Source organism: Aquisphaera insulae (assembly GCF_011064615.1).
GTDB classification, from domain to species: Bacteria; Planctomycetota; Planctomycetia; order Isosphaerales; family Isosphaeraceae; genus Aquisphaera; species Aquisphaera insulae.
This window is the reverse complement of record NZ_JAALJH010000019.1, coordinates 13,064-29,673: the sequence shown is the minus strand read 5'-3', so window position 1 is coordinate 29,673 and position 16,610 is coordinate 13,064. Positions and strand designations below refer to the sequence as shown.

General features: G+C 68.9%; 12 protein-coding genes. 7 read left to right on the top strand and 5 right to left on the bottom strand.

Annotated elements, in window-relative coordinates:
- Nucleotides 1–194 precede the first annotated feature (194 nt).
- The 3 genes from G6O54_RS12865 (at nucleotide 195) to G6O54_RS12855 (ending at nucleotide 5,652) form a co-directional block, all read left to right on the top strand.
- The gene (locus G6O54_RS12865; protein WP_165225753.1) at nucleotides 195–3,116 is read left to right on the top strand and encodes a protein kinase domain-containing protein; all 2,922 of its coding nucleotides are present in this window, start codon (nucleotides 195–197) and stop codon (nucleotides 3,114–3,116) included.
- Nucleotides 3,117–3,151: 35 nt separating this feature from the next.
- Nucleotides 3,152–5,011: an SGNH/GDSL hydrolase family protein gene (locus tag G6O54_RS12860; RefSeq protein ID WP_165225751.1), complete on the top strand. Its 1,860-nt coding sequence runs from the start codon at nucleotides 3,152–3,154 to the stop codon at nucleotides 5,009–5,011.
- A 62-nt stretch (nucleotides 5,012–5,073) separates the two neighbouring features.
- Nucleotides 5,074–5,652 carry a hypothetical protein gene (locus tag G6O54_RS12855; RefSeq protein WP_165225749.1) on the top strand — a complete coding sequence of 193 codons (579 nt, stop codon included), beginning with the start codon at nucleotides 5,074–5,076 and terminating at the stop codon, nucleotides 5,650–5,652.
- A gap of 21 nt (nucleotides 5,653–5,673) precedes the next feature.
- Here G6O54_RS12855 and G6O54_RS12850 read toward each other — a convergent pair whose 3' ends face one another.
- A complete protein-coding gene (locus G6O54_RS12850) occupies nucleotides 5,674–6,795 on the bottom strand; it encodes a Gfo/Idh/MocA family protein (protein ID WP_165225746.1) in 1,122 nt (373 codons plus the stop codon).
- Between the two features lie 149 nt (nucleotides 6,796–6,944).
- Between G6O54_RS12850 and G6O54_RS12845 the strand changes: the two genes are divergently transcribed.
- Nucleotides 6,945–8,081, top strand: a complete 1,137-nt coding sequence (locus G6O54_RS12845; protein WP_165225743.1) for a Gfo/Idh/MocA family protein — start codon at nucleotides 6,945–6,947, stop codon at nucleotides 8,079–8,081.
- 390 nt (nucleotides 8,082–8,471) lie between these two features.
- Nucleotides 8,472–8,771 carry a hypothetical protein gene (locus tag G6O54_RS12840; RefSeq protein ID WP_165225741.1) on the top strand — a complete coding sequence of 100 codons (300 nt, stop codon included), beginning with the start codon at nucleotides 8,472–8,474 and terminating at the stop codon, nucleotides 8,769–8,771.
- A 23-nt stretch (nucleotides 8,772–8,794) separates the two neighbouring features.
- Here G6O54_RS12840 and G6O54_RS12835 read toward each other — a convergent pair whose 3' ends face one another.
- The 3 genes from G6O54_RS12835 to mnmG all read right to left on the bottom strand — a co-directional run bounded on the left by G6O54_RS12835 (nucleotide 8,795) and on the right by mnmG (nucleotide 13,913).
- On the bottom strand, nucleotides 8,795–10,630 hold the full coding sequence (locus tag G6O54_RS12835) for an ATP-binding protein (RefSeq protein ID WP_165225739.1): 1,836 nt from the start codon (nucleotides 10,628–10,630) through the stop codon (nucleotides 8,795–8,797).
- Nucleotides 10,631–10,906: 276 nt separating this feature from the next.
- Complete coding sequence (locus G6O54_RS12830; protein ID WP_165225737.1) at nucleotides 10,907–11,488, bottom strand: response regulator; 582 nt, start codon at nucleotides 11,486–11,488, stop codon at nucleotides 10,907–10,909.
- Nucleotides 11,489–12,068: 580 nt separating this feature from the next.
- Nucleotides 12,069–13,913, bottom strand: coding sequence for a tRNA uridine-5-carboxymethylaminomethyl(34) synthesis enzyme MnmG (gene mnmG / locus G6O54_RS12825; RefSeq protein WP_165225735.1), 1,845 nt, complete (start codon nucleotides 13,911–13,913; stop codon nucleotides 12,069–12,071).
- Nucleotides 13,914–14,101: 188 nt separating this feature from the next.
- Between mnmG and tpx the strand changes: the two genes are divergently transcribed.
- Complete coding sequence (gene tpx, locus G6O54_RS12820) at nucleotides 14,102–14,632, top strand: thiol peroxidase (protein WP_165225733.1); 531 nt, start codon at nucleotides 14,102–14,104, stop codon at nucleotides 14,630–14,632.
- 78 nt (nucleotides 14,633–14,710) lie between these two features.
- Here tpx and G6O54_RS12815 read toward each other — a convergent pair whose 3' ends face one another.
- Nucleotides 14,711–15,397 carry a 3-keto-disaccharide hydrolase gene (locus G6O54_RS12815; RefSeq protein WP_165225732.1) on the bottom strand — a complete coding sequence of 229 codons (687 nt, stop codon included), beginning with the start codon at nucleotides 15,395–15,397 and terminating at the stop codon, nucleotides 14,711–14,713.
- 189 nt (nucleotides 15,398–15,586) lie between these two features.
- Here G6O54_RS12815 and G6O54_RS12810 point away from each other — a divergent pair, with 189 nt between their 5' ends.
- The gene (locus G6O54_RS12810) at nucleotides 15,587–16,348 is read left to right on the top strand and encodes a nucleotide exchange factor GrpE (RefSeq protein WP_165225731.1); all 762 of its coding nucleotides are present in this window, start codon (nucleotides 15,587–15,589) and stop codon (nucleotides 16,346–16,348) included.
- Nucleotides 16,349–16,610 lie beyond the last annotated feature (262 nt).

Here is a 16,610-nt window from a genome sequence, read left to right as displayed (position 1 = left end):
TCGATCGGGCTGCTGATAAGAAGAACATTAATCGAAGGTCAATTGCCGTACAAGGACCTTCCATGCAAGAAGAGAGCGGACGGTTCGGGTTCGATGTCACGCCCTTCGCTTGACGGTAATGCAGAAGCCCGCGACCATGGATCATGCGAGAACGGAGGACCTCGCGGGACGCATTCCTCTCGGGACGCACGCCGATGCAGATCGAATGCCCAAGATGCGGCAAGGTTCTCGCCTACACGGGCGATCGGCCCTCGTTTTGCGCCTATTGCGGCGTCCCTCTGCCGGCCGAGTCCGTCGAGATCGCGGATCCGGTGCGGGCCGCACAGGCCGTGTCGCCCGTACCGCCGGCGGCACGCCCATCGGCCGAGCAAGAGACCGATCCGGACAGCACGCGGGTGCAATCGGCCCGGTTCGTGGGGGAGACGGTCGTCCTGGAAGGTTCGCCGTCGGGGGTCGACGCGGCCTCGGAATCGTTCCCGGAGCGGATCGCGGGGTATCGGCTGATCCGGAAGCTCGGCTCCGGCGGCATGGGGACGGTCTTCGAGGCCGAGGATGAGGCCCAATCCCAGCGAGTCGCGATCAAGCTGATCGGAGGGGACTATCCGGACCACTCGGAAGCGGTCAATCGATTCCGGCAGGAGGGGCGGCTGGCGAGCGCGGTGACGCATCCGCGATGCGTGTTCGTTCGCGCGGTGGATGAGTTCGAGGGGCGTCCGTACATCGTCATGGAGCTGATGTCGGGGACGACCCTCCAGACGCTCGTGGAGCGGGACGGCCCGCTCGGGAGCTCGGCGGCAATCCTCAAGATCCTGGACGTGATCGAGGGCCTTCGGGAATTCCACAAGCGCGGGCTGATCCATCGCGACGTCAAGCCGGCGAACTGTTTCCTGGACGACGGGGGCCGCGTGAAGATCGGCGACTTCGGCCTCTCCAAGTCGCTGGAATCCGAGGCCGGCCTGACCCGGAGCGGCACGTTCATCGGGACGCCGCTCTACGCGTCCCCGGAGCAGATCAAGCGGGACGAGGTGGACGAGCGGACCGACGTCTATTCGGTGGCCGCGACGATCTACTATCTCCTGAGCGGTCGTCCGCCGGTGCGCGCCAACGATGCCGCGGAGGCCCTGGCGCGGATCGTCTCGGAACCCGCCCCGGCGCTCCGAGGCCTGCGGCCGGAACTACCCCGGGCCCTCGAGACCGTGATCCATCGCGGGCTCGAGCGCGACCCGGCACGGAGATGGCGGAACCTCCAGGAGCTGCACGAGGCGCTGCTCCCGTTCGTCCCCGAGCGGCTCTCGATCGCGCGCCTCGGCCGGCGGGTCGGCGCCTACGCCGTGGACCTTGGCCTCTGGTATCTGGTGAGCCTGGCGCTCTTCGGCGTGCTCTTGCTCTATCACGACTTGCAGTATCTGCAGGCGGACCAGGTCTACCGTCAGCAAGGGAGATACTTCGGCTGGGCGGAGCGGATCCTCTGGTTCCTGTACTATTCCCTCGTGGAGGGATACTGGGGCGCCTCGCTGGGCAAGTGGACCTTCGACCTGAGGGTCAGCCGCATGGATCGGGGCGGACCGCCGGGGTTCTTGCGGGGGCTCGTCCGGACATCGATCTTCTACGGCCTGACGGAGCTCCCGTCCGACCTCTTCGCGGAGCTCACGTCGCACCCGCAGGGGCCGCGGATGGTCCTCGAGTATTTCGCGTCCAACGTCGTGATCCGGGCGGCGGGACTCCTGGCGCTGGTCTCGACCATGCGGCAGGGCTCGGGCCTCCGGGGCCCGCATGAGTGGCTGAGCGGGACGCGGGTCGTCGGCGGCGTACGGCAGGTCCGCCCCCGGCCCACGCGGCGATTCCAGTCGCTGGCGGCCTCCGGGGTGTCGGCCGGCGCGGCGTCCGCGGGGGCCTCGACCCGGTCGATCGGCCCCTACGCGATCCGGCAGGTCATCGAGGCGGAAGGCAGTCACAAGATCCTCGTGGGTCACGACGCGAGCCTCGGGCGTGACGTCTGGATCGTCGTTCGCGAGCCGGGCGGCCCCGCGGTCTCGGCCGCGCGGAGGGCGCTGAATCGTCGCGGCCGGCTCCGCTGGATCGGCGGCGGCGAGGATGCGTCCGGGCGCTGGGACGCGTTCACGGCGCCGTCCGGCACGCCCCTGGAGGACATGGTCAGCGGCGAGGGCCTGCCCTGGCGCGACGTCCTACCGATCCTGCTGGAACTGTCCGAGGAGCTCCAGGTCGGCTGCGACGAGGGCTCCTTGCCGAGGCGGCTCTCACCCCGTCAGGTCTGGATCGGCCCCGATGGCGGCGTCCAGCTCGCGGAGATCCTCGACGATCCTGCGCCCACGCCCGAGGCCGGCGGGGAGGAGCAGCGGGCGATGGCCTTCCTTGGGGAGGTGGCCCGGGTGGCGCTCGAAGGGGTCCGGCCCAGGGGCCTGCCACGCTTCCTGCACTCCCCGAGCGGCTCGGCGAGCGGGCGCATCGGCTTCGCGCGGCGGAGCACGACGAGCGGCTCGACGCCCGCGCCCGGGGGGTTCCGAATCCGGGCGGCGGTGCCGGAACGGGCGCGGATCCTCCTCGATCGCCTCACCGGATCGCGCGCGCCGTTCGCGTCCCTGAAGGCCGTCCGCACCGAGCTCGAGGCGGCGACGACCAGGCCGACCGAGGTGCGACCGGCCCGGCGGGGTTTGCATCTGGCGATCCAGGGTTTCTTCCTGTCCCCGGGTCTGGCGATCATGCTCCTGGTTTCGAGCGGCCTGCTCGGCCCGGGCCTCTTCCCCGGCAACGCCGCGATCGTGTTCCTGGTGCCCTGCTTCTGGACCCTCTGGTCGGTGGCGAACCCCGGCGGCCTGAGCGCGGCGCTTGCGGGGCTTTGCCTCGTCCGGAATGACGGCCGGCCGGCCGGCCGGCGGGCAACCGCCTGGCGATCGTTCCTGATCTGGGCCCCTCCCTCGACCCTGCTGGCGGCGAGCTGCTACGTGCAGGACGCCGCCCCGGCCGCGGTCGGGGCCGCCCTGGCACTCTGGATCGCCGCGGTCGTCGTCCTGCTCGGATATGCCGCCCTGGCGCTGATCTTCCCCGGCCGGAGCATCCAGGATCGACTCGCGGGGACTCTCCTGGTGCCGATCTGATCCGCGAGCCCTTGAACTGCGAGGTAATCCGATCGATGCGATCGCCGGGAGCGTCTCACGTCCGCTGGAAGACCGTCGCCAAGGGAGGTGCCCTGGCGGCCTGCATCCTGGGCGTTTGCGCGGCCGGGATCGCGCTGGACGCATGGCTGCCGCTGGTCCCCAGGGACCAGGCCCGGTGGATCACGGAGTTCATCCTGCGAGCCGTGCTGGTCGGCTACTTCGGCGCCATCGTCGTGCTGCCGACCGTCCTGGTTGGCGCGTCCTGGCGCGTCCTCTATCGCCGTCGCCGGCAGCGAACGAGCCCCAGGGCGGCACGCCTTGCCCTGGCCTCGGCGTCGGGGCTGGCGGCGCTCGGGGCCTGCGAGCTCGCGGCGGCGGCATGGGCCGCCTGGGAACATCGGATGCCCCGGCTCCCGACGGAGTTCGCCGCCTCCGCGTCCCCTGGCGAGCTATCCCTGGTGGTCATCGGCGGATCGACGGCACTCGGCTATCCGTACGATCCCAAGGTGTCGATCGGCAAGGTCCTGGCCCGGAAGATCGAGGACGCCCTCCCCGGGACCCGGGTGGACCTGGACATGCGCGCGAAGCTGGGGGCGAACCTCGAGGATATGCACAAGGGCCTCGTCACGCTGACGAGGCGGCCGGACGCGATCCTGATCGCTTGTGGCCACAATGAGTATCTCTCCCGCTTCGCGACCTCCCGCGACGCCGGATTCGCGGAGGCCCCCGCCGGCGGAGCCCTGAAATGGCTCTATCGCGCCAGCCTCCATTCGCCGCTCTGCCTGCGGGTCTACGAGACCGTCCGTCGCCATCGCGTCGGAGGTCCGCCGCCGCTCGTCAACCGCCATCAGCCGATCGACCCGCCCATGTTCACGCCGTCGGAGCATCAGGAGATCGTCGAGGATTTCCGGCGCCGGCTCGAGAGCCTCGTCGCGTACTGCGAACGCATCGGCGCCCTGCCGATCCTGATGATCCCCCCCGCCAATGAGTCCGGCTTCGAGCCCAATCGGAGCGTGTTGCCGGGAGACGTGGCCCCGGTGGACCGCGAGCGTCTCACCCGAAATCTGCTGGATGCAAGAGCTTTGGAGACGTACCATCCGACGGACGCGACGGCGGCCTATCGGGCGCTGCTCGACTCCGCCCCGGCGTTCGCCGAAGCCCACTTCCGACTCGCCCGGCTGCTCGAGCGGGCCGGTGATTTCGCGGAGGCGCGCCAGCATTACGTCCGGGCCCGCGACCTGGACGGGTTCCCTGTGCGCTGTCAGAGCGAGCTGGCGGACATCTATCGAGAGCTCGCGGCACGTCGCGGCCTGGTGCTCATCGACGGCCCGGAGAGCCTGCGCCCGCTCTCGGCCCATGGCATCCTCGACGACACGCTCTTCCACGACGCCCATCATTACGCCCTTCGGACCCAGCTCGCCCTGGCCGGGGCCATCTTCGACGCGCTCGCATCGCGTGGTGCCCTCGGCCTGAAACCCGACGCGACTCGCGACGGCCCGGCCGCGATCGACATGAAGGGATGGGCGGATCGGCTGGGCGTGGACGTGACGCTCTGGGCCACGGTCTGTGCCCGCACGGGGACGTACTACATGCACCTGGCCTCGGCCCGGTTCGACGGATCCGAGCGCGAGCTGAAGCAGGCGCGCTTCTTCGAGGCCGCGCGCACCCTCGAATCGCGGCAACACACGGCCGAGGCCCTGGGAGTCCCCGGGGTGGGGATCTTGCCGTTTGGGCCGAGCCTCCTCGACTGGTGGGTCACGCCGCTTCCCGGTCGGGCGGATCCCGGAAAGCCTTCTCCCGGCAGGCCCGAGGGGGGTGCCCAGGCGTCACGACCCGAGCCGCGGGGATGGTCCGAATCGAATCGGACTTCAGACCGGCCGACCGTGGCCCGATAGAAGGAATCCATGAGGACCCTCGCGTCCCGTCGTGCGCCGCGTTCAAACCGAGAGAGGCCGGCATGGATCGGGACGTGAAGAATGACGTCGTCGCGGCCTGGCGCTGCCTCGCGGCGTTCTTGATCTATCCGGTCACGATCTTCCCGGGCCTCCACGCGCTGAGCCTCACGTTTTCCAGCCTCTGCATCTTCGCCGAGAGCTGGAGCCTGGAGGGTGCCATGAGCAATCTGTCCCTTGGGATTCCGGCGCTGGCTGGCATCGCCGCCCTCTGGTCGTCCGTCATCGTGCCGTTCCCGGTCCTCGCCAGGGACCGGCGGTCGTTCGTCCTGGTCGCGGCCGGCCTGATGGCCGGGCTGGTGCTGGAAGGTCTCTTCCTGATGGCCGGCTTGAACCTCGGGCTCGACCTGCCGCTGCACCTGAGCGTCGCCCGGGTCTGGCTCTTCGTCGCCCCGCCGATCGTTGCCGCCATCAATCTGTCCTTGCTGATCCGTGCCAGCCAGATGGCCCAGGCGGACGCGATCCCGGTCCGGGTCGAGTCTTCCGGGGCGTTCCATCCCGCCATGCCCCGGCATCATCTGCCGGGACCGGTGCGGAGGGAGCCCGTGGTGCTTCGCCCGTATCGGCCCGAAACGTCGGCCTGAGCGCGAGCAGTACCCGCCGGCTCAGGCGTCGGCGAGCGGCGTGTCGACCCATTTCCGTTCCGCATGCGACCGGAGGACGGCGTCGGCCACGAGCTGGGCGTTGAGGCCGTCCAGGAAGCTCGGCACGGCCGCGCGGCGGCCGGCGATCGCCGAGATGAACTCCCAGATCAGGTCGTAGCGGAAGACCGTCGCGGGGGCACCCTGGGAGGGGTCTCTCGGGCTGTCCGCGGGCTTCAGGAACTCCGCCGGGACCGGCACCGGGGCCAGGTCCTGCCCGGTCTTGCCCAGGAGGATCGTGTTCGGCTCGTGGAGCCGGTAGACGGCCGAGCCCTCCGAGCCGTTGATCTCCGCCCACTCGTGGCCGAAGCCGTCGCGGTGGTAGCCCTTCGCCAGCGTCGTCCCCTCCCAGACGCCGGTGGCGCCCGACTCGAACTCGCCGATCAGGCTCGACCAGTCGTCCACGTCCGACGGCGGGCACGGCCTGCCGTCGGCGGTGAGATTGCGCGGGGCGAACCGGGCCACGGCGCCGCAGACCCGCGCAATCGGCCCCAGGAGGTCGATCGCGAAATCGATGCGGTGGATCGTCATGTCGAAGAGATCCCCCGCGCCGGCCCGGGCCTTGTACTGCCGCCATCCCCAGCTCGTCTCCGGCAGGTCCAGGAACCGCTGGGAGCGGAAGTGCCTGGGCTCGCCGATCGCGCCCGCGCGGAGGAGGTGCCGGAGGTATCGCATCGACGGGGCGAAGCGATAGGTGAACGCGGTCATGTGCACGACATGATGGTCTCGCGCGGCCTCATACATCTCCCGGACTTCGCCGGCGTTCAGGCCCAGCGGCTTCTCCGCCATGATGTGCTTGCCGGCGCGGGCCGCCGCCAGGGCGATCGGGCGGTGGGTGTCGTTGGGGGTGGCGATCACCACCGCATCCACCTCGGGCGACGCGCAGATCTCCCCCGGATCGGTCGAGGCCAGCGGGACGTCCCACTCCACGCGTCGCCGCTCCAGGAGCGCGGGATCGGCGTCGCAGATCGCCGCCAGCCGGGCCCGTGGGTCCAGCCTCAGGCCGGGGAGGTGGTGATAGGCGGTCACGGCACCGACGCCGATGAATGCCACGCGGACCGGTCCGCTCTCGGAAGGAATCGCCATCTGCATGTCCTTTCGGGGTGCTTGCCTCGGACATTCGGTCCTACTATCCTGCACGGGTCTTCGCAAGGGGCGAGCCCCCGGAAGCGTCGTGCCGCTTCAACCCTCCTCGATCCCCTTGACGGCCCTCACCCCCGAGGAAGACCCCGATCATGGCGACCCTGAAGCCGACGCGCGTGGCGATCATCGGACTGGGCTTCGGCGCGGAGTTCATCCCGATCTACCAGAACTATCCGGGCGCCGAGCTGGCCGCGATCTGCCGCCGCGACGCGAAGGGCCTGGACGAGTGCGGCGACCGCTACGGCATCAAGCGGCGGTACGCCGATTTCCGCGAGCTGCTCAAGGATCCGGAGATCGACGCGGTCCACATCAACTCGCCGATCCCGGATCACGCCTGGATGTCCATCGAGGCCCTGGAGGCCGGCAAGCACGTCGCCTGCACGGTGCCGATGGGGACCTCCGTCGACGAGTGCCGCAGGATCGTCGAAGCCCAGAGGTCCAGCGGCAAGGTCTACATGATGATGGAGACCGTCGTCTACAGCCGCGAATATCTCTTCGTGAAGGACCTCTACGACAGGGGGGAGCTCGGCCGGCTCCAGTTCCTCCGCGGCAGCCACCAGCAGGACATGGACGGCTGGCCCGACTACTGGCCGGGCCTGCCCCCGATGTGGTACGCCACCCACTGCGTCAGCCCCTGCCTGGCGCTCCTGGGCAAGCACGCCCGGAGCGTGGTCTGCCACGGCTCCGGCCGGATTCGCGAGGAACTCATCGACCGCTACGGCAGCCCGTTCGCCATCGAGACCGCGACCTTCACGATCCAGGATAGCGACGTCGTGGCCGAGGTGACCCGCAGCCTCTTCGACACCGCTCGCCAGTACCGCGAGAGCTTCGACGCGACCGGCAGCGCGCGCTCGTTCGAATGGCAGCAGGTCGAGGGCGAGGACCCGGTGATCCACACCAAGAGCACCGCGGAGCACCCCCTCTCCGAGCCCGAGATCCCAAAGCGTGTGAAGGTGCCCGACTACGCGAGCCTCCTCCCCGAGGGCATCCGCCGCTTCACCCAGCCGGCGGCGATCCAGGACGCCGATCACCTCTCGTTCCTCCAGGGCGGTGGCCACGGCGGCTCTCACCCGCACCTCGTCCACGCCTTCCTCAGCGCCGTCGCCGGGGAGCGCCCCGCGCTCCCCGACGCCGAGACATCCGCCAACTGGACCATGGTTGGGCTCTGTGCCCACGAGTCGGCGATGAAGGGGGGGGAGCGGGTGGTGATCCCGACTTTCCGGGACTGACCCCGATCGCGTCACGTCCTGACCCTGCCCGATCCGGATCCGGATCCGGATCCGGACCCGGACCCGGACTCGAACCCCCAGGTCGCCCTGCCCACGTCTCCGAGGCGGGCGGCCGACCTGGCGGGGCCCGCCCGTCCACGAACCCGCCTGCTCGTCCCGGTGTCCACCAGATCGCGGCACGATCCGCACGATCGGCACAGCCGGACATCGACGATCTCTTCAGGACGTCGACATATTGTCGCCGGTACAGGTTTTGCTCATCATATCCGCAGGTTCGTGACGGGCGTGCAGCGACTCGCCTAGGAGGACCACCAGAAGGCGAGCACCGCGGCTTGACCGTCTTGCGTTCGTCCTTGCTCCTGGGCTCCTTTCACAGGGTTGCGAACCACCATGAAGAAGCGGAAGCGGGATCGTCATCGCGCCTTGTTCGTCCGCCTCTCCCGACATGTCGATATCTGCCTGGATAGCCTCCGTCCGAGGCGGATCCGGACGAGGTCGGCCCGATATGCGGCCGCGCTGGGAGAGACGCTCGGCCTGATCACCCGCCCGCGCTGCTGTTCCTGGTGCAGACGACATGGCCGGCTCCAGCGCCATCACTGGGATTACGGGGAGCCTCTCAACGTGACGTTCCTCTGTCCCGACTGCCATGTCCTCGCCGACGGCATGGTTGCTCACGCCCAGAGTGCCTGATTTCACGGCAATCCTGGCGAGTTTCAGGCCACCCGGTCCGATCGCACGCGGTCCGAGATTTCGTCCGGGACCTCGCCGAGCGGGAGCAGGGCGAAGAAGGTGGTTCCCTGGCCGGGCATCGACGACCAGGTCAGGGCACCGCCGGCGAGTTCCAGGACTCGAGCCGCCCGGCTGAGCCCCAGGCCGAGGCCCCGGCCTGCCTGTCGCCCGCAATAGAACGGGTCGAGGATGTGGGACGCGTCCTGGGTGCTCAGGCCTCGGCCCGAATCGGCGACCGAGAGCCTGAGCTCCCCGTCCCGCACGCGAGCCTGAAGGTTGATCTCTCCCCCCGCCGCCGTCGCCTGAATGGCATTGCGCAGGAGCGTATCCGCGAGCTGCCCCAGGACGTCCGGGTCGGCCCAGGCGGGCGCGTCGGCCCCCTCGATGTCCGCGGTCAGGGCGATGTCCTGCGTGCTGCACGACTCGCGCGCCCAGGCCACGCTCGTCCGGAGCACTTCGGATGGTCGGACGGCTCGGAGCCGCGGAGGCTGGGGACGGGCGACGAACATCAGGTCGCGGAGGATACGGTGCGTCCTCTGGGCCTGGTTGAGGATGATCCCGAGGGAGCGCCTCAGCTCCGGGTCCGTCGAACGACCGAGGAGCAACTGGGCCCGGCCGACGATGACGGCGAGCGGGTTGTTCAGCTCATGGCCCGCCCCCGCGGCGAACTCCGCCAGGGCGTCGAGCTTGGCGGCCGTCAGCCGCTGGGACTCGGCGGAAACGTGATCCCGCGAGCTCGCCACCACCGCTTGCAGCCGCGCCTCCAGGTCCGACCGGGCGGCCACGAACGATGCCCAGCTCGCCCAGGCCGAGGCCAGCTCGTTCTGCTCCAGGCGGGCTCGCAACCCATCCGCATGGGGATCGCACCAGAGCTGGACCTCCGCCGATGCTGGAGAACCGCCCCGAAGCAGGATGGTCGCGGCGGGGCGCCCGCTCCGCGAGGGAGGGCACGCGGGCCGGTCCAGGGCCCCATTCCGTTGCGGCACGGGACCCGTCGATGCGCCCGGCGCCGAAGGCGTCCAGGCCACCCGAGCGGCGGTCACCTCGGGCTCCGAGCACCAGACCATCCCGGCCCGCGCAGCCCAGCTCTCGGGGGTTTCCGTCGGGCCCGAGGCGGAGATGGCTTGGAGCAACCTGCCCTGGCTGGCGCACTGGTCCTCCGCGGCCCGGAGCCGGAGGGACATCTGCGCATGCCGTCGGCTGAGCGCCTCTTCATGGGCGGTCGCGTCCGCGGCGGCGAACAGGGTGCCGCACCGCGACTGGACCTCGGCGACGAGGATCCGGAGGTGGGGCTCCTGCGGCATGGCCTCGCGATGGGCGGCCGAGGAGAGCGACCATGGGGTGGTTTCCGCCCAGCGGTAGGCCTCGCGAATGATCGCATTGCGGGCCGGGTCCACGGCCGCCCCCTTGATGGGCTCGCTGGAGGGCCCGTGGAGCCATGCCGCGTCCACGACCGCGGGCTCGCATCCCCAGCGTTCGGCGAGGCGCCGGCCCAGGTCGGGGAGGTCGGTCCCCAGGTGGGCACGCTCGAGCCGAAGCCGGGCCTGGAGGTCGGGCTCTCCCAGCCAGCGCACCAGCCAGTCCGGATCCGCCGCGGCCACGGCCCAGAGGCCGAGTCCATGCAGCATGCCGAGCCGCTGATAACCGTCCGGATCGGACTCGCCTCGATCCCTGGCGATCGTCCTCGCCGCCAGGCCGACGGCGACGGTGTGCCGCCAGATCAACTGGAAGGACTCCGCTCGCGATGCGGCCGCGTCGGCGGCGGGCCACCAGGGCCGATCGGCCACCAGTTGGAGCGGATCGGCATCCGCCGTCAGCATCCGACCGAGAATCCAGCCCGGATCCAGGTCTTCAGGTCTCCTCCCCGGCTTCAACGAGCCGGCCGCCGACGAGGGCGAGTCGTCCCCCTCGGCAGACGCGAGCACTTGCCGCGCGGTCACGGCGCGGATGGGCAGATGCTCCAGGGCCTCAACGCGCAGGCGCAGATCTTGGGTCGCAGATTTTCGCCCCGATTGGCCCCGCACGGTCTTAGGGCTCCTTCCCCGACCCACTCGCCAACGGCATCCTCGACCTGTCGGACTCGGCCCGAACCCCGGTCAGGCGATGGCGCTCGTCTCCATGTCCAAAAGTCGGCAGATCCTGCGGACGAGTTCATCAATATCGAGGGGTTTGTGCAAGAAGTCATTCGCCCCGGACTTGAGGAGATCCTCGATCTTGTCCTCCTCGACCATGCCCGAGATGCAGATGATCTTGATGTCGGCCATGGTGGGGTCGCTTCGGATCAGCTCGCAGACGGCCTGGCCGTTGATGTCAGGGAGCATCACGTCCAGGATGATGAGCTCGGGATGGTACTCCTTCGCCAGCATCCCCGCGCCAAAGCCGTTGTTCACGACCTTGTATTCGAACCGATCGTCGCTCGAAAGGACTTCGGAGATCAGGTCCACCACGGCTTGGTCGTCGTCCACGATGAGGATCCGCCGCCGCCCGCTCTCGAGGGCGTCGGTCGGGATGTTGTTCTCCCTCATGAATCGGTAGAGGGACTCCCGGGGGATCCGTCGGAACCTCGAGCCGGGGACCCGAAAGCCCTTGAGCTGGCCCGAGTCGAAACAACGGATGATGGTTTGCTGGCTGACTTTGCAGATCTTCGCGGCTTCACCGGTCGTGTAAACCGTCTTCATGGTCGTTTCATTCCCGATTTGGTCGATCAAGACCGGGGCGGTGCTCTCACAGTCTCGGCGACGCCGGCAAGCTCAGCACGTCCAGGTCCCAATCTGCGTCCATGCAACAATCCGTTGTTACAGATCTCGGCGACGACATACTCGTCATAGTCGGAGCCGCGTGGCCCCCAATCCCACTCAATCGACAGATCTTGCGAAGACTGTCGATATTGCCGAGATTGCCAATTCGCCCAATTGTAAGAGTCGGTCTGGAATTGTCAATCCAGATGGCTCAACTCGCTGACGACCTCCCAGGCTGCATAGCTTGTCAGGCCGCCGCTCCTTGACGCTGGGCTGTTCTAACAGAGCGGAAGCCTGAGAACATAGAGAAAAAAGTCCAAGGCGAACGAAAAGGACCTCGCATTCTGGAGAAGTGCGGCTTGCCTGACAGGACAGAGGGTATGTCATGGCGATGTCAAGATCGGCAGCGAGAGGCCGCCGCACCGTGCGAGATGCCGGTTCCGGCAAGGTCCGAGGGCCAGGGGGAATTGGCGTTCCGGGTGGACGCGGAGTGTCGAAGTGTCATTCGCGCAGTCCTAATTCACGCGGAGATGCTCGGGTCGCGACGCTTGAGGTGGATCAGGAGCGTGGCGAGGTCGGACGGGCTGAGCCCGCTGATTCGGCCGGCCTGGCCGAGGGAGCGGGGCCGGACTCGGTCGAGCTTCTCTCGGGCCTCGGCGCGGAGCTGAGGGATCGACGCGTAGTCGAGGTCTGCGGGGATGGGCTTTCCCTCGAGCCGACGGAACCGCTCGATCTGGTGCATCTGCCGGCCGACGTAGCCCTCGTATTTCGCCTCGATTGCCACCTGGGCGATCACGTCCCCGGCCGGCTCCTCGTCCCGGAGCGAGCCGTCGAGATCGCAGAGGTCATCCCAGGTGGACTCCGGGCGGCGGAAGACCTGGTAGAGGCTAGTCCCCCCCCGGCGAGTCGTCCCCAGGCGGTCGCGGAGTCGTCCGATGGCGTCGCGGCGCGACTCGAAGGCGGACCAGCGCTCCTCGTCGACCAGACCCGCCCGGCGACCGATCTCGGTGAGTCGGAGATCCGCGTTGTCGTGGCGGAGCAGGAGTCGATACTCGGCGCGGCTGGTGAACATCCGATAAGGTTCGTCGACTCCTCGCGTCACCAGGTCATCGATGAGGACGCCGAGGTAAGCCTGCGACCGGTCGATCAGGACGGGTGGCTCGCCGTGCGCGGACCGAGAGGCGTTGAGTCCCGCCATCAGCCCCTGCGCGGCGGCTTCCTCATAGCCGGTCGTGCCGTTGATCTGGCCGGCCAGGAAGAGCCCGTGGATCGCCTTCGTCTCGAGGCTCGGGGTGAGCTGATCCGGCGGCGCGTAGTCGTATTCCACGGCGTAGCCGTAGCGCATGATCTCGGCGTGCTCCAGGCCCGGGATCCGGCCGATGACCTCGTCCTGGACGTCGCGAGGGAGGCTCGTGGAGATGCCGTTGCAGTAGTACTCGAGCGTGTCCCGGCCCTCGGGCTCCAGGAAGATTTGATGGCTCTCGCGATCGGCGAAGCGGACGACCTTGTCCTCGATGGACGGGCAATAACGCGGGCCCGTGGAGGCGATCTGGCCCGAGTACATGGGAGCGCGATGGAGGTTGCGACGGATCAGGTCGTGGACCGCCTGGTTCGTGAAGGTGATGTGGCAGTCGAGCTGATCACCGGCGAGCCCGCGCGTCAGGAACGAGAAGGGGACCGGCTCGGCATCGCCCGGCTGCGGTTCCAGGCGGGAGAAGTCGATCGTCCTCCCGTTCAGCCTCGGCGGGGTCCCGGTCTTGAATCTCCGGAGCGTGAAGCCAAGCTCGGCCAGGCTCCGCGACAGGCCGTTGGCCGACGAATCGCCGCCCCGTCCTCCGGGGGTCTTGACCTCTCCCGTGTGCATCAGGGCCTGGAGGAACGTCCCCGTCGTCAAAACGACCGATCGGGCGCGGTAGACGACGTCCCCCCGACAGCGGACCCCGATCACCCGTCCGCGGGCCTGATCGACTTCCAGGGCCTCGATCATCTCCTGGCGGAGCGACAGCCCAGGCTGGCGCTCGGCCGTCAGCTTGGCCAGACGTTGATAGGTCTTCTTGTCGCACTGGGCGCGAGGGCTGTGCATCGCCGGCCCCTTGCCCCGGTTGAGGAGCCGGAACTGGATCGCCGACGCGTCCGCGAGCCGTCCCATCGCCCCGCCCAGGGCGTCGATCTCGCGGACGATCTGGCCCTTCGCCACCCCGCCGATCGCGGGATTGCAGCTCATCTGCCCGACGGTATCGCAGTTCATCGTCAGGAGCGCCGTCCGCGAGCCCGCCCTGGCGGCGGCGAGCGCGGCCTCCAGCCCGGCGTGGCCCGCACCCACCACGACCACGTCGAACGAGTCCGGTTGCCTGATGGATTCCATGGAGACCTGAAGTCGCGAGCTCGAGAACCGGGCGGCCCTGGTGGCATGACGGTCCAGGGGAGACGTCGCCCATTCTAGGGGATTTGATCCGCTTGCGTCTGCCCCAACGGCGAGGCTACCCTGGACGGCTCACCGACCGGCCGGCACGGGCCGGTCCGCGACCGACCCTCCACTCAGGAACGAATGCCATGGCAGAGACGCGCAAGGGGGAAGTGACCTTCAAGGGATCGCCGATCGAGCTGGCCGGCCCGAAGCTCAGGCCCGGCGACGCGGCCCCGGACTTCGAGTGCGTGGGAGCCGGCCTGGCGATCGTGAAGCTCGCGGACACCGCGGGCAAGGCCCGACTCTTCAACGTCGTCCCCTCGCTCGACACGCCGGTCTGCAACAAGCAGACGAAGCGGTTCGCGGAGGAGCTCACGGCCCTGGCCGGGAAGGTCGCCGCCTACACGGTGAGCCTGGACCTCCCCTTCGCCCAGGCTCGCTTCTGCACCGACGCGAAGATCGAGAACCTCTCCAACCTCTCCGACGTCCGCAATCACAGCTTCGGGGAGCATTACGGGGTGCTCATCGAGGGGTTGCCGATCCCGCTCCTCGCCCGCGCCGTCTTCGTCGTGGACCCCTCCAACAAGATCACCTACGCGGAGATCGTCCCCGAGATCGCCCAGGAGCCCGACTACGAGCCCGCCCTGGCCGCGCTTCGGGCGGCGGCCGGCGCCTGACCGACGCCATCGTTGGGCAGCCGGCCCTGCCGGCCTCCGCGATCCGAGCGGACCCGGAGTGCCGGCGAACGGCCGGGCTCAGCCCAGCGGCTTGATCCAGATGTTGCGATACTGGACCTTGTTGCCGTGGTCCTGCAGCAGCAGCGGGCCGTCGGTCCCCTCGGCGTTCCCGAGCCCGCCGGGGGTCGGGACGATTTCGGCGTCGTCGATGATCTTCACCCCGTTCTGGAGCACCGTCACGCGGGCCTTCTTCACGACCTTCCCTTCCTCGACCCTGGCCTTGTGGAACGTGACGTCGTAGGTCTGCCACTGGAGCGGGGGCTTGCAGGCGTTCACGCACGGGGCGACCTGCGAGTAGATCGCGCCGCACTCGTGGCTCTCGGTGGGCAGGCCGTAGGAGTCCAGGACCTGGAGCTCGTGATTGCCGGCGAGGTAGACGCCGCTGTTGCCACGGGCCTGTCCGCGTGCGTTCGGCATGTAGGGGACGTTGAATTCCAGATGGAGCTCGAAGTCACCGAAGGTCTTCTCGGTCTTGATATCGCCGTGGCCGACGGTGAGAATCCCATCGGCGAGATGCCAGTTCACCGGCCCCTTGCCGTCCGAGCCGATCCAGGCCCCGGCCCCTTCATGCCCCAGCAGCACGACGGCGCCGGCCGGTGGCTTGGCACCCAGCGTGCTCGGCGGCTGGGGATCCCCCTTATCCAGGGCGAGTGCCGCCACCGGGATCGTCAGGAAGAGCGAGATGGAGAGCAGGCTGCCGCGCATCGATGAGGACTCCTGTGTGCCCCGCCGCCGAGGGCGGGGGGCGGGGTGATCGTCGTTGACGTCTCGCATCACGTTGTGCGTCCCGTCAGTGTAACCTCGCGGTGGCACCGCACAAGCACGCCGTCACCGCGGCCCGGAACGGCGGCGACGCCGAGAATCGGCCCTCGGAATGTGGCAGGAGCGGAGACGATGCCCGAGAACGATCGACCGGAAGACCACGGGACCGGGGATGAAGACGCCTCCCTCGAGCGAGCCGAACCCGATGATACGGGGGAGTGGCCCGCGTACAGGGCCGCGACCGGCGACGCCGACCCGGAGAGCCCGCGACTGAGCGACGTCCCCGTGCCGCTGGACGAGGAGGAGGAAGAGGAAGAGACCGCCAGGGTGGCGATCCCGGAATCGCTCCGCAAGAAGCCGGATCCCCCCGCGGTCGACGCCTCGGCCCGCGTCGCCGCGGCGATCAGTCAGCTCGGCAACCAGATCGAGGAGCGGTTCTCAACGCTCCAGGCCTTCCTCGATCGCGAGGTCCGGGCCGAAACGTCCCGAGAGCGCGTCGTCGACCGGCTGCATGCCGAGCTCCAGGAATACAAGCAGGACCTCCTCCTGAAGGTCCAGCGCCCCATCTTCATCGACCTGATCCAGCTCCACGACGACATCGGCAAGATGGCCGACGCCCAGCCCGCGGACGACGAGGCCCGCGGCGCGTCGATCCGCGGGGCCTTCGAGTCCATCCGGACCGCCATCGAGGACATCCTCTACCGGCAGGGGGTCGAGCCCTTCCACAACGAGGCCGAGGAATTCGACCCGCGCCGCCAGCGGGCGCTGTCCGCCATCCCGACCGAGCAACCGGAGCTGAACCGCACCATCGCGGTCCGCCATCGCCCCGGCTTCCAGGCGGGCGACAAGGTCATCCGCCCGGAGCTGGTCTCGGTGCACACCCTCCGGAAATGAGCCTCCGTTGAAATGCCTGAATTCGACATGCGAGCAAATCATTGTGCGAGGCGAGCCCTCCCGTCCCCTCCCCGGCGGCGCTCTGCTTTACCCACAAGTGGAAGTCGAGCGAGGTCGCACGTCGAGCAGGGCGAGCCATTCCGGTCCCCTCCCCCACACATGTGGGAGGGGACCAGAGGGGCCGCCTCGCTCAACATGCACCCTTGCTTGGCCTCGGGCTTCTCGCACTTGTGGGTCATGCCAAGCCGGCGGCGGGGCAGGG

Bases quoted from the DNA above. Each gene is read 5' to 3' on its own strand.
- tpx (WP_165225733.1), top strand. From the start codon at position 14,102: ATGGCAGAGACGCGCAAGGGGGAAGTGACCTTCAAGGGATCGCCGATC.
- G6O54_RS12850 (WP_165225746.1), bottom strand. From the start codon at position 6,795: ATGGCGATTCCTTCCGAGAGCGGACCGGTCCGCGTGGCATTCATCGGC.
- G6O54_RS12810 (WP_165225731.1), top strand. From the start codon at position 15,587: ATGCCCGAGAACGATCGACCGGAAGACCACGGGACCGGGGATGAAGAC.
- mnmG (WP_165225735.1), bottom strand. From the start codon at position 13,913: ATGGAATCCATCAGGCAACCGGACTCGTTCGACGTGGTCGTGGTGGGT.
- G6O54_RS12830 (WP_165225737.1), bottom strand. From the start codon at position 11,488: ATGAAGACGGTTTACACGACCGGTGAAGCCGCGAAGATCTGCAAAGTC.
- G6O54_RS12815 (WP_165225732.1), bottom strand. From the start codon at position 15,397: ATGCGCGGCAGCCTGCTCTCCATCTCGCTCTTCCTGACGATCCCGGTG.
- G6O54_RS12860 (WP_165225751.1), top strand. From the start codon at position 3,152: ATGCGATCGCCGGGAGCGTCTCACGTCCGCTGGAAGACCGTCGCCAAG.
- G6O54_RS12855 (WP_165225749.1), top strand. From the start codon at position 5,074: ATGGATCGGGACGTGAAGAATGACGTCGTCGCGGCCTGGCGCTGCCTC.
- G6O54_RS12865 (WP_165225753.1), top strand. From the start codon at position 195: ATGCAGATCGAATGCCCAAGATGCGGCAAGGTTCTCGCCTACACGGGC.
- G6O54_RS12845 (WP_165225743.1), top strand. From the start codon at position 6,945: ATGGCGACCCTGAAGCCGACGCGCGTGGCGATCATCGGACTGGGCTTC.
- G6O54_RS12835 (WP_165225739.1), bottom strand. From the start codon at position 10,630: ATGCTGACGGCGGATGCCGATCCGCTCCAACTGGTGGCCGATCGGCCC.
- G6O54_RS12840 (WP_165225741.1), top strand. From the start codon at position 8,472: ATGAAGAAGCGGAAGCGGGATCGTCATCGCGCCTTGTTCGTCCGCCTC.